General features: G+C 63.4%; 21 protein-coding genes. 15 read left to right on the forward strand and 6 right to left on the reverse strand.

Going from position 1 to position 22,236, the window contains the following annotated elements; all coding sequences use genetic code 11:
• Positions 1-11 precede the first annotated feature (11 nt).
• Complete coding sequence (locus SZ64_RS14200) at positions 12-1,619, reverse strand: peptide MFS transporter (protein WP_054531421.1); 1,608 nt, start codon at positions 1,617-1,619, stop codon at positions 12-14.
• Positions 1,620-1,828: 209 nt separating this feature from the next.
• Here SZ64_RS14200 and SZ64_RS14205 point away from each other — a divergent pair, with 209 nt between their 5' ends.
• Entirely contained in the window at positions 1,829-2,170 is a 342-nt protein-coding gene (locus SZ64_RS14205) for a GntR family transcriptional regulator (RefSeq protein WP_054531422.1), read from the forward strand.
• A gap of 151 nt (positions 2,171-2,321) precedes the next feature.
• Positions 2,322-2,600 carry an integration host factor subunit beta gene (locus SZ64_RS14210; RefSeq protein WP_054531423.1) on the forward strand — a complete coding sequence of 93 codons (279 nt, stop codon included), beginning with the start codon at positions 2,322-2,324 and terminating at the stop codon, positions 2,598-2,600.
• A 188-nt stretch (positions 2,601-2,788) separates the two neighbouring features.
• Here the strand turns inward: SZ64_RS14210 and SZ64_RS14215 are convergent, their stop codons facing one another.
• Positions 2,789-5,368 carry a TonB-dependent receptor gene (locus tag SZ64_RS14215; protein WP_054531424.1) on the reverse strand — a complete coding sequence of 860 codons (2,580 nt, stop codon included), beginning with the start codon at positions 5,366-5,368 and terminating at the stop codon, positions 2,789-2,791.
• Between the two features lie 411 nt (positions 5,369-5,779).
• Here SZ64_RS14215 and SZ64_RS14220 point away from each other — a divergent pair, with 411 nt between their 5' ends.
• Genes SZ64_RS14220 through SZ64_RS14230 form a run of 3 tightly spaced genes read left to right on the forward strand, consistent with a single transcriptional unit; the run spans position 5,780 to position 9,055 of the window.
• Positions 5,780-7,060 (forward strand): MFS transporter, encoded by a 1,281-nt coding sequence (locus SZ64_RS14220; protein WP_054531425.1) that lies wholly within the window; start codon positions 5,780-5,782, stop codon positions 7,058-7,060.
• Positions 7,053-8,270 (forward strand): FAD-dependent oxidoreductase, encoded by a 1,218-nt coding sequence (locus tag SZ64_RS14225; RefSeq protein WP_054531426.1) that lies wholly within the window; start codon positions 7,053-7,055, stop codon positions 8,268-8,270. Before SZ64_RS14220 ends, SZ64_RS14225 begins: the two co-directional genes overlap by 8 nt.
• Positions 8,267-9,055, forward strand: a complete 789-nt coding sequence (locus SZ64_RS14230; protein WP_054531427.1) for an alpha/beta hydrolase — start codon at positions 8,267-8,269, stop codon at positions 9,053-9,055. The genes SZ64_RS14225 and SZ64_RS14230 overlap by 4 nt, the downstream gene beginning before the upstream one ends.
• A 90-nt stretch (positions 9,056-9,145) precedes the next feature.
• On the opposite strand, the gene SZ64_RS14235 is transcribed toward SZ64_RS14230, so the two are convergent.
• The gene (locus tag SZ64_RS14235; protein ID WP_156313647.1) at positions 9,146-10,471 is read right to left on the reverse strand and encodes an MFS transporter; all 1,326 of its coding nucleotides are present in this window, start codon (positions 10,469-10,471) and stop codon (positions 9,146-9,148) included.
• 101 nt (positions 10,472-10,572) lie between these two features.
• Between SZ64_RS14235 and SZ64_RS14240 the strand changes: the two genes are divergently transcribed.
• Positions 10,573-11,385 (forward strand): CmcJ/NvfI family oxidoreductase, encoded by an 813-nt coding sequence (locus SZ64_RS14240; protein WP_156313648.1) that lies wholly within the window; start codon positions 10,573-10,575, stop codon positions 11,383-11,385.
• Between the two features lie 6 nt (positions 11,386-11,391).
• Here SZ64_RS14240 and SZ64_RS14245 read toward each other — a convergent pair whose 3' ends face one another.
• On the reverse strand, positions 11,392-12,582 hold the full coding sequence (locus tag SZ64_RS14245; protein ID WP_054531430.1) for an FAD-dependent monooxygenase: 1,191 nt from the start codon (positions 12,580-12,582) through the stop codon (positions 11,392-11,394).
• 119 nt (positions 12,583-12,701) lie between these two features.
• Here SZ64_RS14245 and SZ64_RS14250 point away from each other — a divergent pair, with 119 nt between their 5' ends.
• From SZ64_RS14250 to SZ64_RS14290, 9 genes are all read left to right on the forward strand, one after another.
• Complete coding sequence (locus SZ64_RS14250) at positions 12,702-13,940, forward strand: serine hydrolase domain-containing protein (RefSeq protein ID WP_054531431.1); 1,239 nt, start codon at positions 12,702-12,704, stop codon at positions 13,938-13,940.
• A gap of 16 nt (positions 13,941-13,956) precedes the next feature.
• Entirely contained in the window at positions 13,957-14,346 is a 390-nt protein-coding gene (locus SZ64_RS14255) for a carboxymuconolactone decarboxylase family protein (RefSeq protein WP_054531432.1), read from the forward strand.
• Positions 14,343-14,828: a nuclear transport factor 2 family protein gene (locus tag SZ64_RS14260; RefSeq protein WP_054531433.1), complete on the forward strand. Its 486-nt coding sequence runs from the start codon at positions 14,343-14,345 to the stop codon at positions 14,826-14,828. Before SZ64_RS14255 ends, SZ64_RS14260 begins: the two co-directional genes overlap by 4 nt.
• A 1-nt stretch (position 14,829) precedes the next feature.
• On the forward strand, positions 14,830-15,243 hold the full coding sequence (locus SZ64_RS14265) for a nuclear transport factor 2 family protein (protein WP_054531434.1): 414 nt from the start codon (positions 14,830-14,832) through the stop codon (positions 15,241-15,243).
• Positions 15,244-15,246: 3 nt separating this feature from the next.
• Positions 15,247-15,996, forward strand: coding sequence for an SDR family oxidoreductase (locus tag SZ64_RS14270; RefSeq protein ID WP_054531435.1), 750 nt, complete (start codon positions 15,247-15,249; stop codon positions 15,994-15,996).
• A gap of 126 nt (positions 15,997-16,122) precedes the next feature.
• Positions 16,123-17,268: a serine hydrolase domain-containing protein gene (locus tag SZ64_RS14275; RefSeq protein ID WP_054531436.1), complete on the forward strand. Its 1,146-nt coding sequence runs from the start codon at positions 16,123-16,125 to the stop codon at positions 17,266-17,268.
• A gap of 34 nt (positions 17,269-17,302) precedes the next feature.
• Positions 17,303-18,880, forward strand: a complete 1,578-nt coding sequence (locus tag SZ64_RS14280) for an NAD(P)/FAD-dependent oxidoreductase (RefSeq protein WP_054531437.1) — start codon at positions 17,303-17,305, stop codon at positions 18,878-18,880.
• Positions 18,877-19,086 (forward strand): hypothetical protein, encoded by a 210-nt coding sequence (locus SZ64_RS14285; RefSeq protein ID WP_082384602.1) that lies wholly within the window; start codon positions 18,877-18,879, stop codon positions 19,084-19,086. The genes SZ64_RS14280 and SZ64_RS14285 overlap by 4 nt, the downstream gene beginning before the upstream one ends.
• A gap of 123 nt (positions 19,087-19,209) precedes the next feature.
• Complete coding sequence (locus SZ64_RS14290; RefSeq protein ID WP_054531438.1) at positions 19,210-19,998, forward strand: SDR family NAD(P)-dependent oxidoreductase; 789 nt, start codon at positions 19,210-19,212, stop codon at positions 19,996-19,998.
• A 119-nt stretch (positions 19,999-20,117) separates the two neighbouring features.
• Here SZ64_RS14290 and SZ64_RS14295 read toward each other — a convergent pair whose 3' ends face one another.
• On the reverse strand, positions 20,118-21,590 hold the full coding sequence (locus SZ64_RS14295) for an ATP-binding protein (RefSeq protein ID WP_054531439.1): 1,473 nt from the start codon (positions 21,588-21,590) through the stop codon (positions 20,118-20,120).
• Between the two features lie 113 nt (positions 21,591-21,703).
• Entirely contained in the window at positions 21,704-22,186 is a 483-nt protein-coding gene (locus SZ64_RS14300; RefSeq protein WP_054531440.1) for a DUF805 domain-containing protein, read from the reverse strand.
• Between the last annotated feature and the right edge of the window lie 50 nt (positions 22,187-22,236).

Here is a 22,236-nt window from a genome sequence, read left to right on the forward strand (position 1 = left end):
GCACCCTTGCCTTAGTCCTGTTGCTTCATGGCAGGGCGGATGCCCGCAGCCTCTGCCTCGCCTGCTTCGGCCTTGCCAAGCAGATCGTCGCCGACATTGTCGTCGCGGAGCGTGTCGAGATGCATCAGCTTCTTCACGAAGGGGCTGACGACCAGCACGGCCACGCCGATCAGCATGGCGGTCCAGCCCACGGCGGTCCACACGTCGAGGAACAGTTCCTTCGCCGCTTCGCCGCTTTCGGCATTCTCGGCCCCGGTCATGGCCGAGAGCTGTCCCGCTACGAAATTGCCGCCAGCAGTGGCGAAGAACCATGCGCCCATGATGAGGCCTGCCATATGCCAGGGCGCCAGGCGGTTCATGGCCGAAAGGCCCACGGGCGACAGGCACAGCTCACCAGTGGTGTGCAGCAGATAGAGCAGGATGATCAGCCACATCGAAGTGGCGGTGTCCACGCCGGCTGCCTGCGTGCCCCAGACCAGCAGGAGGAAGCCGAGGCCCACCTGCACGATGGCGAGGCCGAACTTGGCCGGGGTGGAGGGTTCCAGCCCGCGGCGGCCCAAAGAAGTCCACAGCCAGGCGAAGAGCGGACCGAGCAGGATGATGAAGGCCGCATTGACCGACTGGAACCAGGTGGTCGGCACTTCCCAGCCCAGGAACATGCGGTCCACATGACGGTCCGTGAAGAGATTGACCGAAGCGCCCGCCTGTTCGAACAGGCCCCAGAATACGGGCTGCAGCAGCAGCAGGAAGATGATCACCAGAATCCGGTCGCGTTCGTGCTTGCCCAGCTTCGTCACAGCGATCCAGGCGATATAGGCCAGCAGGATCGCGCCGGAAACCAGCAGCATCCAGCCCACCAATTCCTGTGCCTGTACCAGAACCCACAGCACGCCGATCGAGGCAAGGCCCACGGCATAGAGCAGCCATTCGAGGCGAATGCCGGCAACGGGCTTGGCCAGCAATTCGGGAGAGGGCGGTTCGGCCCGGCCCATCAGCAGCGGCTTGCCGATGATGAACACGATCAGGCCCAGCAGCATGCCGACGCCCGCCGCGCCGAAGCCGTAGCTCCAGCCATAGGTTTCGCCCAGATAGCCGGCGATCAGCACGCCGAAGAACGAGCCGAGGTTAATCCCCATGTAGAAGATCGTGTAGGCGCCATCGCGCCGCACGTCGGTGAGCGGATAGAGCTTGCCCACGATCACCGAGATATTCCCCTTGAGGAAGCCCGATCCGACGATGATGAAACTGAGCGCGAGCCAGAATATGTTGATCGCCGGATCGCCCTGCCCGCCCGAACCTTCGAAGGCCATCAGGAAGTGCCCCAGTGTCAGCACTACCGCGCCGAACAGCACGGCCTTGCGCTGGCCCAGATAACGGTCCGCCAGCCAGCCGCCCAGAACAGGGGTGATGTATACCAGCGAGGTATAGGCGCCATATATCAGCGAGGCGCGCCCGTCGGAAAACAGCCAGTGCTTGGTAAGGTAGAAGATCAGCAGGGCGCGCATCCCGTAATAGGAAAAACGCTCCCACATTTCGGCGAAGAACAGGACGAAAAGCCCTTTCGGATGCCCCAGGAAGGTTCCGCGGGCATCTCCGCTTTCCGCATATTGGCTGGCCATTGGCGCTTGGTCCCCATGTATCATGCGTCTGCCGGGCAATCCCGGTCTGGCGAATGGGGCACCCTACCGGAAAAGGCGGGCTTGTGAAGCAGGCTTGTTGCATTCGTAACCGAATTGCGACCGGCAAAGCGGCTCTTCTCTTGACCTGCTCCGCTGTATTATGGCACTGATGCACCTGTCGCTTCCGGGCGAAAACCACAGGACCAGAAATGTCTCAAGCCAGCCGCCCCGTCTATCTGAAGCTGCGCGATCTGATCGCGGCGGCGATCATAGAGGGGCGATATGCGGAAGGGGACATGCTGCCGTCCGTGCGTGCCTTCGCGGCGGAACAGAGGGCCAATCCGCTGACTGTGGCCAAGGCCTATCAGCAGTTCCAGACGGATGGGCTGGTGGAAGTGCAGCGCGGCGTAGGCATGTTCGTGGTTAAGGGTGCGGCCGAGAAGCTGCGTCAGGCCGAGCGCGAAGTCTTTCTTGCGCAGGAATGGCCCGAAATTCGCGCCCGGATGCAGCGGCTGGGCATCGCCACGGCAGACTTGTTCAGGGACGCATGAGCCGCGCCGCGCCTGTGAAGGCGCGGCAGTGGAATTGTCCCGTTTCTGCCCACTATATCCGGGATTTGACCTAACTCATTGCAACTAAGGGCGTGCTCTGGCAGTTTTGCCCATTGGCGCATGACTCGCCATGCCCCAGGGGGTTGGAACGATGATCAGATCCGAATTGCTGCAGGCGTTGGCTAAGGACAATCCCGAGCTGCGCGCTGACGAGATCGAGCAGGTCGTCGATATTTTCTTCGACGAGATTGCCCAGCGGCTCGCGGAAGGTGGGCGCGTGGAACTGCGCGGCTTCGGCGCATTCTCCACCAGACAGCGCGAAGCCCGTACCGGCCGCAATCCGCGTAGCGGGGATTCGGTCAGCGTGCCGGCCAAGCGGGTGCCCTATTTCAAGCCGGGCAAGGAAATCCGCGAACGCCTCAACAAGTAAGGCTTGATCTGCCGGATCCGTCAGGCCTGCATTTGCGGGCAGTTCTGGCCTTGCGTCTGTGGACGTGGCCATTGAGGCAGGCGGTGCGACAGACAGAAAAAGGGCGCGAACCGGCTGGGTTCGCGCCCTTTTCGTTTGGGCCCCTTTTCGTTTGGGAATGGCCCCTGTCGAAACAGGGGCCGCCCTTATCAGAAGCTGCGGCGAACCGTGACCGCCCAGGTGCGGGGCAGGGCGGGCACGCCCGTGACCAGACCCAGCGAAGCGGTGACGTCGCTCTTGCTCAGGTAATAATACTTGTCGAACAGGTTCTGGACTTCCAGCGACACGCGCCAGTCGTCGTCGGCCGAAGTGTAGGTGAGCCGGGCATTGCCCAGGAACACGCCTTCAACACGGCTGTATTCGCTGTTCGAAGCTTCAGTGAAAGTATCCGACTGATAGGAACCGTCGAAGCGGACGCCAAGTGTCGCACCGTTCTTCAGTTCATGGTCGTACTGGACGCCGAAGCTGTAGGTCCATTCCGGCGTATAGGGCGTGACCTCATCACCCGTCAGCCCGGCCGATGCCACCGACGCCGCATCATACTTGAAGTTGATGTAGCTCAGCGAACCGTCGAACGACAGGCCGTCCACCGGATAGGCCGACATTTCGACCTCGAAGCCCTTCACATCGGCCTTGCCGACATTGTTGGGCTGGAGGCACGGAACCGACGGACAGGCCGACAGCGTCAGGATGATGTCGTTGTACTTGTTGATGAAGCCGGCGGCATTCAGGCGCAGGCGGCGGTCAAGAAGATCGCTCTTGAAACCGATTTCGTAAGTCGTGAGGGTTTCAGGATTGAAGGCCTTGAGCTGGTTACAGGCTGCGGGGGCCACATAGCCCGGCGCATCGCATTCGCCCGCCGAAGGGCCGAAGAACGGACGCGGGTTGACGCCGCCGCTCTTGTAGCCAGTCGAGACCGAGGCATAGGCTAGGAACTGATCGGAGAAACGATAGTCCGTGACGATGCGCCAATCCCAGCGGTCCCCTTCGAAAGTGTCGGAGATGCCATAGAGGCCGGACAGGAGGCAGTTCGGCGTATTGCCGACGCCGGTCGGGCCTGCCGTCGGTGCGCCCTGGAAGAATTCGCAGATCGGCAGCGCAGGCAGGTCGGCCGGGGTCCAGTCCTCGAAGGGAATCGAACCATCGGGATTGCTGCGGTAATAGGTGTAGGTCTTCTTGTCCTTCGAATAGCGCAGGCCGCCCGTAATGCTCCACGCATCGGTCGGGTGCAGCGTACCGTTGAAGAACACCGCCTTCGACGTGCTCGGCGTGGTATCCGGGCCGTGGATGAAGTCGATGCCGGCGTAGTTCAGGTCGACGCGGGCGGTGTAATTGCCGTCCTGGTCGAAGTAGAACCCGCCAAGGGTATATTGGAACAGGCCGTCGCCCAATTCGCCGTTCAGGCGCAGTTCCTGGCTCCATGCACGGTGGTGCATTTCGTTGTCGAGCTGCGCGACCGGAACCGGGGTAGCATCCTGATCCTGGCCCCAGCGCGATTCATATTCACGCCAGGAGCTGATCCACACGAGCTGGAGGCTGTCGCTGAGGTCCAGCGTGACATTGCCGTGGATGCCCCAGCCGATGAAGTCCTGGTTCTGCAGTGCAGTATAGGGCTTGTAGGGGGCCTGCGTCGTGTTCGCCATGCCGTCCACGAAATTGGCATAGCTGATGTACCGGGGGTCGACGCCGAGTGCGGAGGCATCGAGCGTGTCGCAGCTGTTCACGCCATAAGGCACGAAGTGGCAGTCCACCGGAACGGGCTGGCCGTTAACGCCCGGCAGCCACGCGCCGCCATTGGCGTTGGTGGCCGGATTCGGGACGCTGGGATCGAACGGATTCGGGTTCGTGGACGTCGGGCCGGGCCGCCCGGCAGCGAGAACCACCGTCGGTGCCGGTTCAGAGTGGTCCGACGTGTAGTCGCCCGAGATGTTCACTTCGAGCGTGTCGGTCGGGGTCCAGCGCAGGGCCAGCTTGCCCGCGACATAGGACTGGCCGCCCTGCGAGCCGACAATGGCGTTCGCGCCGCGTGCATTGGACGAAGGCACGTTCGAACCCACATGGGTGCGGCCATAGTCGAGCAGATCGACATAGCCGTCACGGCTCTTGGCCACGCCGGAAACACGGGCGAACAGGTTTTCAGCAACCTTGAAGTCGGCCATGCCACGGATGTCGAGCCGGTTGTAGGAGCCGTAGCTGACCTGCAGCGAGCCTGAACCATCGCCCTTGGGCTTCTGGCTGAACAGCTTGATCGCGCCGCCGATGGAGTTCTTGCCCGCCAGCGTGCCCTGCGGACCGCGAAGGATTTCGATACGGTCGAGATCCATCAGGTCGAGCAGCGAGCTGGACAGGGTGGGAATATAGACGTCGTCGACATAGACGCCGACGCCCGGATCGAGCGCGTAGTTGAAGTCGGTCTGGCCGACACCGCGAATGAACGCGATCAGGCCGGCGCCACCGTTCTGCGGCTGCGGCTTCAGGGTTACGTTCGGGGCTTGAGCAGCGACCTGCGCAATGTCCGTTTGCCCGCGAGCCTCAAGCATTTCGGAATTGACCGCGGTAATCGCGATCGGCGTATCCTGCAGCTTGGCTTCGCGGAATTCCGCGGTCACGATAATTTCGTTGGTCCGGACACTATTGTCCTCGGTTCCTTCGTCCTGCGCGTAAGCCGGCGTCGCCAGGCTGGCCATCACGGCCAGCGAAGACACGACGCCCATAGTCTTGAGCTTCATGTAGACATCCTCCCAAACCGGGGCCGATCCAGCCCCGAGTTCTCACCAATTATCCAACGCGGCTGCCGGTCATTGCCGGAAGGCTCGCGAAAGACCCCAGTAGGGAGGCTTCCCGATGAGCGCGTTCGTGGCGCCCAATTTTCCTCCCCATGTCCATCAAGTAAACCTGAACAAGGGCGCCGCAAAGAGCCCAGAACGCACCCGGCATACCGAAAGCGAAGTTGATGTTACTATGAGGCAACAGTGAAAAACCCCGGAAATACGAGGAAATTTGACTAAGTCCGATTTGAACATTTCGCCCTGAGGCAAGACGTTTCGGGGCGAGACAGTTAAGTTGCAGCCAAGATACAAAGCCCGTTGGGAGAGGCGGAATATGCGAATTTGCTTGTATAAGAGGCGCTTGTGTCAGCGTTGACACACGGGGCGCCCGAAGCCGGGGGCAATGCCGGCGAGGCAAGCCATTCCTACGCCTATGAGCTGCGCGTGTTGCTTTTGCTCGGTCTGGCGTTCGGTTTCGCCTATTTCGACCGTATGGCGATGACCTTCCTCGGTCCCTTCGTGATCGAGGATCTATCGCTCAGTAACACGCAGGTGGGGGCGCTCGGGTCCGGGCTTTCGGTCACCTGGGCGCTGGGCGCCTACTTCGTCGGCCGCTGGTCTGACTCCATCGGTGCGCGCAAGCCCTTCCTGCTCGCGGCGCTGGTGATCTTCTCTTTCTGCTCGGTCATGTCTGGCCTTGCATGGAACTTCGGCACGCTCTTCGCCACGCGTGTGGTGATGGGCGCGGCTGAAGGTCCGTTCCTGCCGATCTGCCTTGCGATCATGGCCGCCGCTTCCGCCGAAGGGCGGCGCGGGCTGAATGCCGGGATGGTCCAGAACGTCTTCGGGTCGCTGCTGGGAACGGCCGTGGCGCCGATTGTGCTGGTGTGGCTGGCGGAGGCCTATGGCTGGCGCGTGGCCTTCTATCTGGCAGGCGTGCCGGGCCTGATCCTGGCCTTGCTGATCTGGCGCTTCGTGGCAGAACCGCCGCGCGCCAAGGCGCCAGCAGTCACCACCGCGCGCGATGCTTCGCTTTCGCCCTGGCACATGCTGGCGGAACGCAACGTGCTGCTCTGTTCGATCCTCAGCTGCTTTGCGGTCGGTTCCGCTGTGGTCGGCTCCATCTTCATGCCGCTCTATCTCGACGGGCCGCGCGCCATCGATCCCACGACATGGAAGTGGATGATGGCCGTCGTGGGCCTGTGCCCCGGCGTGGGCGCCGTGGTGCTGGCGGCCCTTTCCGACCGGATTGGGCGCAAGCCGCCGATGATCCTTGGCGGCTTCCTGATGGCGCTGCCGCCACTGGCGCTGCTGCTGGTGCCGGGCACTCCCGTGATGCTGACTGCGCTGATGTTCCTTGGCTGGATGGGCATGGGCATCTTCCCGCTGTTCATGGGCGTGGTCCCGGCAGAGACACTGGGCGGCGCCCGCGCGGCGACTGCCATGGGTTTGGTGGTCGGCATCGGCGAATTGAGCGGCGGCGTATTCGGCCCGATCCTGGCGGGCTGGCTGGCCGACAGCTTCACCCTGGACGTGGCGCTGTGGCTGCAGGCAGGCCTCGGCCTTGCGGGCGGGCTGACCGCGCTGCTGCTTTCCGAAACCAATCCGCGCGTGCTTGCCCGCCGCGCTCAAGCGAGTGTGGCCCATGGCTGAGAAGCAGAATGTCATCATCGTGGGCGCAGGCCCGGTCGGTTTCCTGACTGCACTGGGCCTTGCCCGGCAGGGGATCGAAGTGACCGTGCTGGATGCGGAAAGGGAAGTGAACACCTCCCCCCGCGCGGCGGTTTATTACCACACCACCCTGTCGATCCTGAACAAGCTGGGCGTGGCCGACGATGCGCATGAAATCGGCCTGCCCAGCACCGAATTCCGCATGCATTGGCTGGAAACCGGCGAGACCATGAGCTCCGACATGCGCGAGACGCTCGATCCGGGTCAGGAATATGATCACAACCTCCATTTCGGGCAGCATATCCTTGCCGAACTGGTGATGAAGCACCTCGCCCGCCTGCCGCATACGCAGGTGCTGTGGGGCCACAAACTCACCGCGATGGACCAGTCCGCCGATGGTGTGACGCTGACGGTGGAGACGGCTGACGGCGTGAAGCAGATGGCCGCCCATTGGGTGATCGGCACCGATGGCGCACGGTCCACCATGCGGCGGCTGATGGGGCTGGAATTCGAAGGCATCACCTGGCCCGATCGCTTCGTTGCGACCAATATCGAATATCCGTTTCTGGAAAACGGATTCTGCAACGCCAACATGGTGGTCGATCCGGTGAACTGGGCCGTAGTCGGCAGGCTCGGGCGCGAGAACTTGTGGCGCCTGACCTATGGCGAGGATGCCGAACTGGACGAGGCTTCCATTCTGGAACGCCTGCCGGAACGCTTCGCCGCGATCCTGCCCGATCCATCCATTCCCTATCGGATCGACAATTTCTCCCCCTATCGCGTGCATCAGCGCAGCGCGCCCACCTATCGCGTGGGCCGTGCGCTGCTGGCGGGCGATGCGGCCCATGCCTGCAATCCCTGCGGGGGGCTGGGGCTGACCGGCGGGGTGCTGGATGCCGATGCGCTGAGCGATGCGCTGGGCGCGGTGATCCTTGGCCGTGCGGCTGACGGCGTGCTCGATTTCTATTCGCAGGAACGCCGCCGCGTATTCCTGGAAGTGGCTTCTCCCCTGTCTTCCAATTTCAAGCGCTTGCTTTCGGAGAGCGATCCGGTGCAGCGGGCGAAAGACAAGCAGGACATGCTGGCGGAAGGGGAAAAGGGCGGGGCCGAAATCCGCGCTTCCTCTCTCGCAGAGCTGATGAAGGGCCAGCCGATGCCGGTTCCCGCGCCCGCGATACAGGAAGACGCATGAGCGAGTTTGCCTACAGCACCGAAGGGTTCGAACGCACCGTCTATCGCATCGATGGCGTGGAAAGCGTGGTCTATGAAATCGGCGAGGGGGAACCCTGCGTCTATTTCCACGGTGGGGGCACCTATCACGGCTTCGAATGGGCGCGCGATTTCGCCGATTCCTTCCGCATGATCCTGCCGATCCATCCCAATTTCGGTGAAAGCGGCGATGCCGATTTCACTGCTATCGGCGATTATGTGATGCATTACGAAATGCTCTTCGCCGCGCTGGGGCTGGAGACCTTCCACCTGATGGGTGCGTCCATGGGCGGGCATTTTGCCGCGCGCTATGCCGGGGAACATTGGGAAGAGATCGACAAGCTGGTGCTGGTTTCCCCCGCCGGGTTGAAAAGCGACAAGGCCGCCATTCCCGACTTCTCGCAGATCGCGCCCGAGGAACTGCCCGACTGGTTCGTGGAAAGCCGCGAATGGCTGGAACCCTATTGGCCCGCGCAGCCCGGCCCGGAATGGCTGGCCTTACGCCAGCGCGAAGGTGAGGCAGCGTTCCGCACGCGGGAAGACCTTGCCGTCACCGATGCGAAATTGCGCGAATTGCTCAAGGGCTTCGACCGGCCGGTGCTGTTGCTGTGGGGCGGGGATGACCGGATCGTGCCGCCCGGCTTCATTCCCGAATGGCAGGGCGTGCTGCCTGACGCGCAAGTGGCCGTGATCCCCGGCGGGGCGCATCTGCTGCTCGACGAGAACATGGCCGCGCGCAAGGCGGCGAAGGACTTCCTGAACCGCTAATTCGTCATTGCGAGCGTAGCGAAGCAATCCAGGGCAGTTACACTGGGCCTTGGATTGCTTCGGGGCCTTGCCCCTCGCAATGACGAGGCCTTACCGCCCCGGCTCCATCCGCCGGGCGCGGCTGAAGGTGAGGGCGGAAAGCACGGCGGGCACGGCCATGGCGGCGCAGACTGCGCCCACGGCCAGCCCTTCGCCCAGCAGCCATCCGCCCATGATCGGCCCGAAGATCGATCCGACCCGCCCGGCCGTGGTGGCAAAGCCCAGCCCCGTGGCGCGCAATTGCGGCGGGAAGGCATAGGCGATGGTCAGCCAGTTGGCCGTGGCCGAACCGAACAGCATGGCGCCCACCAGCGGGGCGATCAGCCACAGGGCCTGCTGGCTGCCGGTGAACTGGCCAAACAGGGCGATCAGCGCGGCAAGGCTCAGCATGGTGAACCACATCATGCGCTTTACCCCGATGGTGCCGCACAGGAATCCGGTGGTCATCCCGCCCACGATCCCGCCATAGGAAACCCAGGCCGAATATTGCGCGCCCAACGTGTCGGACGCATTGGCCTGTGCCACCAGTGGCGGCCCCCAGTTGATGATGAAATACCAGGCGAACATGTTCAGCGCATGGGCCAGGAACAGCTTTGCCAGTTCCTTCGCATGGAAGGGCTGGACGATCTCCGCCAGCACCGCGCTGCGCGCGCCTTCCGGCTTGGGCGGCAATTCGGCAATCTCGGGAATGGCCATGCGGCGCAGCATCCTGTTGGTGCGGGCGACGGCGTTTCTCGGCTGGCGCGAGAGCAGGTAATCCAGCGATTCAGCGAGCCACAGGAAGGCAACGGGAAACAGCAGCGCGGACAGGGCCGAACCGACCCAGAAGATGCCGCGCCAGCCATAGGAACCCAGCACAGCCACCGCCACCATCGCACCCAGGATCGTGCCCACCGGATAGGCCGCGGCCACGCAGCTCGATGCGAATTCGCGGCGTTTGAAGCTGGCATATTCCAGCGCCAGCATGCCCGCCGTGCTGGTCATCCCGCCAATGCCGATGCCGGTGACGATGCGGCCTGCCGCCATGGAATAGAAGCCGTGCGACATGGCGGAAATCGCCATGCCCATGCTCATGAAGATCAGGCAGGAAAGGATTGCCGGGCGCCGCCCCCATTGGTCCGCCACAGGCGATACGCCCAGCGCGCCAATGGCCATGCCGACAAGGTTCATGGACAGCAGAGTGCCCAGCGCCGCATCGCCCATACCCCATTCGCGCTTCAGGGCGGAACCTGCCTGGGCAAGGGCGAGAATATCGTATCCGTCGATCATGTTGATCAGCACGCACAGGCCGATCACCGCATATTGCGGCAGTTGCATGGGCCGGTTGCCCAGCACTTCGCGCGGATCGGAAACGGAAACCGGCGTTTCGCTTGCCACCAAGACTTCCCCCTCACCCTGCCGCTATGTTGCGGGCTTCCGGGCAAGCTATGCTGCGCAGCATGGCGCGCCAAGTTCACCGGGCGAAGGAGAGGTTGACCGTGAGCGAAGCCGAACAGATCACCTGCGATGTGGAAGCGACGATGAACTATGTCGTGCGCGGAGAGAAGGCGACTTTCCATCCCGGCGTGCGGGAGAAAAGCTACTGGCCGGTGGAAGAACATCGGGTGACGATCCACGATATGCGGCCCTACACAAGCGATCTGGGCTTCGATCGCAACGGCTTCGTCCTGCTGGACGAGCCGACCGCTGTTACGGACTTCACGGACAAGGACGCGCTTGCCCACTATTGCCGCGAGACGGAGGCGCTGGTGCGGCGGCTGACCGGTGCGGCCAGGACGATCAGCTTCGGCCCGGTGGTGCGCACCAATGCGGGCGGAACCCACGGCCACAACATGCCCGCCTATGGCGCCCATGTGGATTATGGCGACCGCACGGTGCGGGACTTCACTTATGATCTGCTGCCGAAGGACGAGGCCGACCGGCGGCTTTCCGGCCGTTACATGCTGATCAATGTCTGGCGCCCTATCACCATGGTCGAAAGCGCGCCTTTTGCCCTGTGCGATGCCAGCACGGTGAAGCGGGAGGACATGTTCCCCAGCGAAGTCGTGGGCGGGCTGGGGGACTTCAACCGCCGTTCGCTATGGGGCTTCAACCTGGCATGGGCGCCGGGCCAGAAATGGTACTGGGTGCCGCATATGCAGCCATGGGAAGTGCTGGCCTTCAAGCTGTATGACAGCGATCCCGATGCAGTGCAGTTCACGGCACACAGCGCCTTCGACGCGCCCGATACGCCCCATGATGCCGCGCCGCGCCAGAGCATCGAATTGCGGACCATTTCCTATATGGAATGACGGGGATCACGCCTCCACGGGTGAAGGTGTCTCCAGCGTCTTGACGAACCACAGGCCGTTCAGGCGGGCATCGGCATCGCTGCTCATGGCGCGCAATCCGCCCAGTGCAGCCTCCAGCGCAGCACCCCCGCCACAGGCGTGGAAGACAAGCTGCTTGTTCGCCACCGCGCGGGGCGATGTGCGTTCAAGGAACACGCGGCGCCGGTCTTCCGCATAAATATCCAGCAGCGCCGGGTCGGCTCCATCAAGCACGATGGCGGCCAGCGTGGGCCACAGGGCATAGGCATCGAACAGGCCGGTGGTCAGGCCATAACCGCCTGTGGGGTTAGTGACGTGAGCGGCATCGCCCGCCAATACCACCCGGCCCTTGCGGAAGCTGTCCGCCGCGCGCTGATGCATCTTGTAGGGGGCGGCCCGGTCCAGCTTGTAGCCCCCTTCTCCCACCAGCAGGTGCCCGTAGGCTCCGTTCAGGCGCTGCAAATAATCCCGCTCCGGCAAGGCGGCGTCCTCCATATAGGTGCAGCGCCACAGCCCTTCCTCGTCGATCTTCACGATCACCGCGCCCCATTCCTCGTCAATCACCATGGTGGTGAGGCCGTAATTCGCGCTTTCGAAGTCGTGATAGACATTGGTGGCCACGAACCGCTCCGGCCAGGTCATGCCTTCAAAGCCCAGGTTCAGCGTCTTGCGCACAAGGCTGCCTGCCCCGTCCGCCCCGACGACATAGGCGCAGGAAAGGTATTCCACGCCTTCCGGACCTTCCACTGCCACGCGCACGCCATCGGCATCCTGCGCCAGGGTGATCATGCCGGTGGCGAAGCGGATTTCGGCATTGGGCAGTGCCTCCAGCCGGTCCCGCGCGATGGCGGCCAGCCGATCCTGCCCCAGATGGATGTTGTAGGGAAAGGCGGTGTGCCCGGCGAGCACGGAGAGATCGTAGCGGATTTTCTCGCCCGTCTTCTTCACCAGCCAGAGATAGTCCTGCTTGGGAAAGCCGACCTGTTCCGCTTCCTCGCGTATGCCCAGCCGCTCCAGCCCGTCGAGCACCGACCAGTGGTAGACGGCCGCGCGCGGGCTATCGATGATGGCTTCTTCCTGCTCCACCACGCAGACCTTCACCCCGGCCTGCGCAAGGCCCAGCGCAGTGACGAAACCGGTGGGGCCGCCGCCCACGATAATCACGTCATAATCGTACATGCATCTCTCTCCCCCACTGCACCTGCCAGAGGGCTTCGCGCGCTGCCAAGAGATTTTCGCCCCGGTTCAAGCGGTGGCGACGGGCGCGGCCTAGGACTTGGTGCGGGAAGAGGAGAGGAATGCCAGTGGCGCAGGCCCAGTTAGACGAAACCATCGAAGCGCGTGGCGGCACCTATCGCCTGCGCGGCCGTTACAATTCCGAATTCAGCGGAGTGGCCGAAGCCTTCATCGAGAATTTCCGGGTCGAGGAAGAACTCGGCGCTGCCACCAGCGTGGTGCGCGATGGCGAGACAGTGGTCGACCTGTGGGGCGGCTGGGCGCGCGAGGATCGCTCTCAGGAATGGGGCGAGCATTCCACCGTCTGCATGATGAGCGTGGCCAAGGGCGTGACCGGCATTGCCTTCAACATGCTGGTGGACCGGGGGCTGGTGGATATCGACAAGCCGGTCGCCCATTACTGGCCTGAATTCGCGCAGAACGGCAAAGAGGATATTCTGGTGCGCTGGTGCCTCGATCACCGCGCGGCGATCCCCGTGCTGACCACCGACACGATGTATCCGGGCGGGTTCTTCGATTACCCGGCCTATATCCGCGCGCTGGAAGTGCAGGAGCCACTGTGGCAGCCGGGCACCCGCGCGGCCTATCACGTGCATAATCAGGGCTTCCTGCTGGGCGAAATCATGCGCCGAGTCACGGGCATGACCGTCGGCCCCTTCCTGCGCCAGAATGTCACCGGGCCGCTCCATGCCGAATATTGCATCGGAGGGATGAGCGACGAAGAACAGTCCCACGTCGCCGAAGTGCTGCCCAACACCAAGGCGCGGCTGTTCGCGGCCAAGGACCAGACCGTGCCGCCCAAGCCCAGCACGCCGGAAGGCTGGCAGGACGGGGCCACCCTGCGCAGCTTCGCCTTCCTGCAGAACCCCAGCGAGCCGTGGCATACCACGATGAATTCGCCGATCTGGCGCACCTGCGAGATCGCCAGCGGTTCCGGCCATGGCAATCCGCGCGGCGTGGCGCGCATCTATGGCGCCGCCGTGGGCGAGGTCGGCGGGGTCAGCCTGCTGTCGACGGAAGCGCTGGAGGCGATGCTCGTCGAGCAGCACAACCAGATCGAACTGTTGCAGGACCGGCCCTATCATCAGGCGCTGGGCGTTCTGCTGAACACGCCAGAGGCGGTCTATATGGGCCCCAATCCGCGCAGTTTCGGCCATCATGGCCTGGGCGGTTCGATCGGCTTCGGCGATCCGGATGCGAAGTTCGGCTTCTCCTATTGCTGCAACCAGATGCACAGCGTGGGCGACAATGGCCCGCGTGCAAGGCGCCTGATCGACGCGGTCTACGCGGCGATCGGCTGAGAAAGGACAGGATCAGATGGACAAGGAACTTTTCGACAAGGGCATGCAAATCCGCCGCGAGGTGCTGGGCGATGCCTATGTCGACCGGGCACTGTCGAAGAGCGGGCCGTTCAACGATCCGCTGCAGGAACTGGTGACCACCTATTGCTGGGGCTGGACCTGGGGGCGGGAAGGCCTGCCGCGCCGCGACCGTTCGCTGATCAATCTCGCGATGATCTCCGTGCTCAATCGCGGCCACGAGCTGAAGGCCCATATTCGCGGCGCGCTCAATAACGGTCTCTCCAAAGAGGAGATCCGCGAAGTGCTGCTGCAGGTGGGCATCTATGCCGGCATCCCGGCCACGGTGGACAGCTTCCGCATCGCCAATGAGGCTTTTGCCGAAATCGAAGCGGAACAGGCATCGTGAAGGACCGGAAACGCCTGCGGATCGAGGCGGAATGCGGCAAATTGCCGCTGCTCTTCGCGAGCTATGCCGACAATGGCGATCACGAGGCGCTTGCGGCCCTGTTCACTGAGGATTGCATCTTCGCTCGCCCGTTCCAGCCGGACTTCCCGTTTTACGGGCGGGATCGGGTGCAGGCGATCTTCCGCGACCGGCCACCGATCCTTGTCCGCCACATCGTCACCAATGTGCTGGTGGAAGTGATTTCGGAGACGGAGGCCAAGGGCACCAACTACCTCGCCATGCTCTCCAGCCACAAATCGGTGGAGCCGCCGCAGGAAGCGGGCGGGCTCTATGTCGGCGGGTTCGAGGATCATTACGTGAAGACGCCCGAAGGGTGGAAATTCGCCAGCCGCTACGGCCAGGTCGCGCTGCATCAGGGCGGCGCGATGCCGGTGATCCCGCCACCTACCGAGCAGGCTCGCGGCGTTGGAAAGGGAGAGTGAAATGAGCGTGACCGCAGCCAATGCCGACGAGCAGCTGGTGCTCGATTTCTTCGAAGTGCTGTCCTCGGGCGATCTGGAGAAGCTGCGCGGCTTCTATCACGACCAGTCCGTGTGGGAACCGAAAGTGAAGGGCATCGCCGGGGCCGGGCGCCATGTGGGGATGGACATCATCGACAAGTTCCTCGCCCCGGTGCGCGGCATGTTCCATCCGGGCGATCCCAAGGTCCATGTCCATGCCATGTTCTCAAGAGATGGCTGGGTCTGCGTGGAATCCAATTCCACGGGCACCACGATGGACGGCAAGGTCTATGACAATGACTATTGCTGGGTGTTCGAAATCTCGAACGGCAAGATCGACGCGATGCGGGAATATATGGACAGCCATTATACCGCCAAGCTGTTCGGGATGGACTGAGCGATGAAGTTCGCAGGCCGTCCCATCCTTATTTCCGGCGCCGGGCGCGGCCTTGGCGAAGGGATCGCGAAGCATCTTGCCGCCGAAGGCGCCATTGTGGGCGTGGCGGATATCAACCAGGCTTCCGCTCACAAGGTGGTGGATGAAATCCGCGCCGCCGGGGGCGCAGCACACGCCTATGGCGGGGACCTGGGCCAGCGGGCGCAGTTCTTCGGCGTGGCGGAAGCCTTTCGCTACGATGCCGGGCCGCTGCGCGCGGTGATCAACAATGCTTCCGTGCTGGTCTACGAACCGATCGAGGACGTGACCGAGGAAACGCTCGAGCTGATGCTGTCCGCCGGGCTGAAATCGGTGTTTTGGGGCGTGCAGGCCTTCCTCGCCTATCGGGATGAGGAAGCGAGCGGAAACATCCTCAATTACTCGTCACCCGTTGCCTATCGCGGGCGGCCGAATACCGGGGCCTATACCACCATCAAGGCCGGGATCGCCGGGCTGACCAAGGTGCTGGCGGGCGAATTGGGCCCGCGCGGCATCCGGGTGAACGCCATCGCGCCGGGCAGCGTGCCGACCCCGGCGACGGATGGCTTCGTCACCCCCGAACAATATGCCCAGCGGGCCAACAACATCCCCCTGCGCCGCAACGGTACGCCGGAGGATGTGGCCCGAGCGGCGGCCTTCATCCTCTCCGACGAGGCGGATTTCGTGAATGGGGCAATGCTGGCCATCGATGGCGGCATCATCGCGGCGGGGTGAGGGGATGAGAGAAATCCTCCTCCTTCCGTTTGCCCCGAGCTTGTCGAAGGGCCGCTCTTTCCCTGGGCAGCACGCCGAAAAAGAAAAAACGGCCCTTCGACAGGCTCAGGACGGACGGAGTTAGTTATGGCAAAAGTCTGGCAGGAACGGCTCGACACACTGCGCGAGGTCATCCTCGCGGATATTGCGCGCGGGGATTATTATGGGCTGGTGCTCACCGTCGGGCGCGGCGGGGAGAAACTGTTCGAGGAAGCGCTGGGCGCGCAGGACGCAGCGGGCGAACGGCCCTTGCGGCTGGATAATGTCTTCTCCATCTTCTCCACCACCAAGGCCTTCACCAACATCCTGATCCTCAAGGCAATCGAGGAAGGCCGTTTCGCGCTGACCACCAAGGTGCGCGACGTGCTGCCGGAATTCACCGGCAAGCCTCGCGAGGAAGCCACTTTCTATCATCTGCTAACCCACACGGCTGGCATGCCCGGCGTGTGGACGCCCAAGCCGGGCATGTATCTCGACCGTTTGTCGGAACTCTACGAGGCGACAATCGAGGCCGTGCATGGCGCGGTAGAGCCAGGCAGCCGCTGCGACTATTCGCCGCTGGTCAATCATGTGCTGATGGGCATGGCGCTCGTCCGCACGGACCCCAAGGGGCGCGATTATCAGACGCTGCTCTATGAAGACCTGTTTGCTCCGCTGAAGATGGACAGCACCTCCATGGGGCTTCGGGCCGACCTGAAGGACCGGCACGTCCGCCCGGATATGCGCGGCACGGTGCCGATCAAGCATCTGTCCCGCAATATCGAAGGCGACCACGCCCTGTTCGAAGACCCGGCGACCGAATCCCCGCATGTCGGCTGTGCGTCGACTTCCGGCGATCTCTATCGCTTTGCCGAGATGCTCCGCCGGGGCGGGGAACTGGACGGCGTACGCATCCTCTCCCCCCGCATGATCGCGGTGGCGCGGCAAGTGCATACGGGCGAGATGCCGAACGAACTGTACAAGGCCGCCCATCTGCGCGCCGGCTGGCAGGTCGCGCCTGCCTATATGGGGCTGGGCTTCAACGTGCGCGGTACGGCCATCGTGAACCACCAGCTGGGCACGCTCACTTCGCCGCAGACTTACGGCAATTACGGCGCGGGCAGCACTTTGTTCTGGGTCGATCCGGAGCTGGACGTCAGCTTCGCCGCAACCAGCGCCGGGGTGATGACGCAAACGGCCAATATCGAACGCTTCCAGAAGCTGTCCGACATGATCGTGTCGGCCATGCTCTGACTGCCCCAACGGCCGCGGGATTGAGGATGATTGAATGAGCGACGCAGACATCATTGCCATCGGTTCGGGCCATAACGGCCTGGTCGCCGCAGCCTATCTGGCAGTGGCTGGCAAGAAGGTGCTGGTGCTGGAACGCAATGACTGGTTCGGCGGCGGCGTGGTGACGCGCGAACTGACGCGGCCCGGCTTCCGGCACGATCAGCATTCGATGAGCCATATCTTCATCCAGGGCAATCCGCTGCTGCTGAATGACGATCTGGGGCTGAAGTCGAAATACGGCCTGCGCTACGTCTTCCCCGACGTGCCGATGATGAGCGTGTGGGAAGATGGCGCTACCTTGCCACTGCATCGCGATCCGGCGAAATCGGCCGAAGCGATCCGCAAGTTCTCCCACAAGGATGCGGAGACTTTCCTCGAGATGTCGCGCCAGGCCGCCCAATGGCTGCCGATGATCCAGGCGGGGCTCTATTCCCCGCCCATGCCGCTGGGCGCGCAGACGGCGATGATGGACCAGAGCGCCGAGGGGCGCGAGATCATGCGCACCATGGCCGTCAGCACTTTCGACCTGATGGAAGAGCTGTTCGAGCATGATAAGGTGAAGGCCCATTTCGGCCGCGTAGCGGGCGAAAACCTCGTCAGCCCGGACGAGAAGGCCACCGGCATCGGTGCCTATGTGTTCCTTGGCTTCCTTGAGAAGTTCGGTTTCGGCGTGCCGGTGGGCGGATCGGGCAGTCTCACTGCCGCACTGATCGCCTGTATCGAGGATCACGGCGGAAAGGTGCTGAACAATTCGCAGGTGCGCGAGATCGTGACCGACGGCACGCGCGCCACCGGCGTGGTGCTGGACGATGGCTCGCGCCTTTCCGCGAAGGATGGGATCATCGGCGCAATCCATCCGCACATCCTGCCCGATCTGGTCGCGGCCCTGCCCGCCCATGTCGCGAAGAATGCGAAGCGCACACATATCACTGATGCGGCCTGCTTCACGGTTCATGCCGCGCTGGATGCGCCGATGAAGTTCAAGGCCAAAAACAGCGAGGGTGGCGACATCTCTGCCGTGATGTATGAGCTGATGCCCGCCAGGTATGAGGATATGCGCCGCGCGTTTGACGAGCTGCGCTATGGCAATTTCTCACCCACGCCGCTGGTGGGCGTCGGCCAGCTGACCCAGCACGATCCCAGCCGCGCGCCCGAGGGCAAGGCGATCTTCCATGCGTGGGACTATGTTCCCTACACGCGCAAGGATGGCCGTAACTGGGATGAGGCCAAGGGCGAATTCGCCGAGAAGATGATCCGCCGCATGGGCGATTTCATCGAGAACGTGCCCGACGTGGTGCTCGATTATCATTGTGACAGCCCGGTGGATATGGAGCGGACCAGCCCCAGCTTCTTCCGCGGCGATCTGCACGGCATCGCCACCACCACCTATCAGTCCGGCTCCCACCGGCCCACGCCGGAGCTGGGCCAATATCGCGTGCCGGGCGTGGAAGGCCTCTATCTGGTCGGTCCGTTCCAGCATCCAGGCGGCGGCGTGTTCGGCGCCGGGCGCGCCACGGCGCAGGTAATGGCCGAAGACCTCGGCATCGATTTCGACGGGATCCGCGTCTCGTGAAGATCTATTCCGCAGACAAGAGCGAGCTGATGCAGGTTTCCGCCATAGAGCGGAAGGGCAACGATCTCGTGCTGAAGGGCAAGGTCTTCGGCACCATGCCGATGAGCGCCACGCTCACCCCCGAACAGGCGCGCGCTGCCTTCAAGCTGCTGACGCCCAGGCTGATCCTGTTTCTCCTCACCATGCCATTCCGCAGGTCCAAATGAGCCGCCTCGTCATCGCGAGGCGCGGAGCGACGAAGCAATCCAGGGCGGTTGTGCGCCGTGCCCTGGATTGCCGCGCGACCTTCGGTCGCTCGCAATGACGAAAACGAACCCGGAGAGAATGTTATGACCAAGCGCCACGAAGGCAAGACCATGCTCGTCACCGGCGCGGCCGGTGCCATCGGCTATGCCACCTGCGAAATCCTCGCCCGCGAAGGGGCACTGGTGATGCTGGTGGATATCGATGCGGCAAAGCTGGAAGAACGGGTGAAGGCGCTCAGCGATGCGGGCCACACAGTGTTCGGCCATCACGCCGATTGCGCCGATGAGCAGCAGGTGATCGGTTACGCGGAGGCCGCGCTGAAGGCCATGGGCCGGGTGGACGGCTTCTTCAACAATGCCGGGATCGAAGGGCATCTTGCCCCCACGCACGAATATGAGGTCGCCGAGTTCGACCGGGTACTGCACGTAAATCTGCGCGGCATGTTCCTGGGCCTGCGTTACGTGCTGCCGGACATGGTGAAGCGCGGTGCGGGCGCGGTGGTGAACACCGCCTCCATCGGTTCAGAACGCGGCCTTGCGGGCGCCTGCGCCTATAATGCGGCCAAGCATGGCGCGGTGGGCCTCACCCGCACGGCGGCCAGCGAAGTGGCGCAAAAGGGTGTGCGCGTGAACTGCGTGATGCCCGGCGTGATCGAAACCCCGTTGCTGGTGGGCATGCTGGAGCAGATGTTCGACGATGTGGCCGCCGGTATGCGCAAGCTGGGCGAAGTCGCCACGCTCAACCGCGTGGGCCAGCCCGCCGAAGTGGGCAATGTCGTCAGCTTCCTGCTCTCGGACGAGGCCAGCTACGTCAACGGTGCGAAGTGGGAAATCGACGGCGGCGCGCTGGCGACGATCCGCAACGACATCTGAAGCGAACCGACAGGCATTTCATCGGCGGGTTAGTCATTGCGAGCGTAGCGAAGCAATCCAGAGCGCAACGCGGCGGGCCCTTGATTGCTTCGGACCGCCAGTCCTCGCAATGACGGAGATTACTCGCTCAGCACCGCGTCCAGACCGGGCACGATCAGCGTGCGCCCGCCTCCGAAATCGTGGCGGACCACGATCAGGCCCTTCCTTTCCAGATGTTCGAGCAGGCGGCGCGTGCGGCCGGGCGAGCTGGTGCCGTAAACGCGGGAGAGTTCCTCGTCATCCGGTTCCTCGATCCCTTCGGCGGCATGGCGCGCAATAGTGAGAAAGGGCGCGAGCACATCGTCATCCAGGGTGCTGCCCATTTCCAGGATGTGCTGGCGCACATGGGGCTCCAGCCCGTCCAGCCGGGCGAGCGCGATGGCGAACATGCGGCGGAAGCCGGCCATGTCGGGCGTGGCGGCGCTGGCCTGCCGCTTGCGGCAATGGAGCAGGAAGGTCTGATAGAGCGCAGCGGAAGGCTGGAAGGCAGCGCGCGGGTCGCTCGCCATGGCGCGCATGATATCTTCCACCACTTGCGCGGCGGCGCCCGGCGCTGCGGAAGAAGGTTCCGCCCCATCCTCGTCGCTTGCCACGGGATCGGCTTCGAAACGGGTGATCTGCTCGGACAGCTGCTCGGCCGTGAAGGCCGGCGGAGGAGGTGCGGCGCGCTTGGCTTCGGCCTGGCTTTCCATCACGGCGGCCAGTTCGGCATGGAGCAAGGCCTGCATTTCCTCTGCCGGGGCAGTTGGCAGCGGGGCGAGCTTGCTGGTCGTCTGTTTGGGGCCGGATTTAACCGGGCCGACCTTCACCGCACTGGGGCGGCGGCAGATCGCCGGGCCGAGGCCGAGGAAGCGCCCACGCTCAAGGTCGCGGATACGTTCGGCCTGCCGGCGCTCCATGCCCAGCAAGTCCGCCGCGCGCAGCATGTCGATATCGAGGAAGGTGCGCCCCATCAGGAAGTTGGAGGCTTCGGCAGCGACATTCTTGGCCAGTTTGGCAAGGCGCTGCGTGGCCACGATCCCGGCCAGCCCGCGCTTGCGGCCGCGGCACATCAGGTTGGTCATGGCATTCAGGGTGATGCGGCGCGTATCCTCGCTGATCTCGCCCGCCACGGCGGGGGCGAACATCTGCGCTTCGTCCACTACCACCAAAGCAGGGAACCAGTGTTCGCGAGGGGCGTCGAACAGGGCAGTGATGAAATGGGCGGAGCAGCGGATCTGCTGTTCCACGTCCAGCCCTTCCAGCGCCAGCACCACCGAAGCACGGTGTTGCCGCACGCGGGCGGCCAGTGCCTCGATTTCGGCAATGGAATGGGCCGCGCCGTCGATCACCACATGGCCGAAATGGTCGGCCAGCGAGACGAAATCCCCCTCAGGGTCCACCACCACCTGCTGCACCATGCCGGCGCTCTCTTCCAGCAGGCGTCGCAACAGGTGCGACTTGCCGGACCCGCTGTTGCCCTGAACGAGCAGGCGGGTGGCCAGCAATTCTTCAAGGTCGATCCGGACCGGCTGGCCCGTTTCGTCCTCACCTATGACGATGTTCGAATCCACGCGCCTGAGCTAGCGGCAGGCGCCCGCTGGCCCAAGGGGGTGAGGGAGGTTTTCCAGATGTGCGTGCGGAGTCGGGCATTTGAACTGCATCTGCCCCCTCCTTGCGCAACGGACTAGTCGGCGAACGACGACGCCTGTTGCTGTTCCCTTGTGGCGCGGGGGCTCAGCCCAAAGCGGTTATCTTCTGCTTTCCCAGGGACAAGAGCGATCGTGAGTATTGCGATAGTAAGGGGCAGGCATGCCAATGTCGCAGGCGTGTACCACCAGGGGTCGCCCCCGCTGAGTACCATTGGGTTCAGTTGCGTCACCGACCAAGCTTTGTAGATATCCAGAGCGACGACGGGCAGGCCGAATATCGTCCACCAGCCAGACAGATTGTGATCGTGCAGGCGTTTGGTGATGAGAAACAGGGATGCGAGTCCGCTCAACCCGTCCGCAGCAAGTCTGATCTTGATTCCAGTGTTCCAGTCAAAACCCTTTGAAAGCAGAAACGCTGCAGTGTTGAACGTGCAGGTCAGAAGAAGCATGGCCAACAACCATTCGCCGACCGTCAGACGGCCGGAAAGAGAGAATATTCTTTCTAACAGGTGCTTCATCTTCCGCGCGCGGCTTCGTCCCAGTTGAAACTGTCCAGCAATTCTAGTGT

This window comes from Erythrobacter sp. SG61-1L, assembly GCF_001305965.1.
Taxonomy (GTDB): domain Bacteria; phylum Pseudomonadota; class Alphaproteobacteria; order Sphingomonadales; family Sphingomonadaceae; genus Andeanibacterium.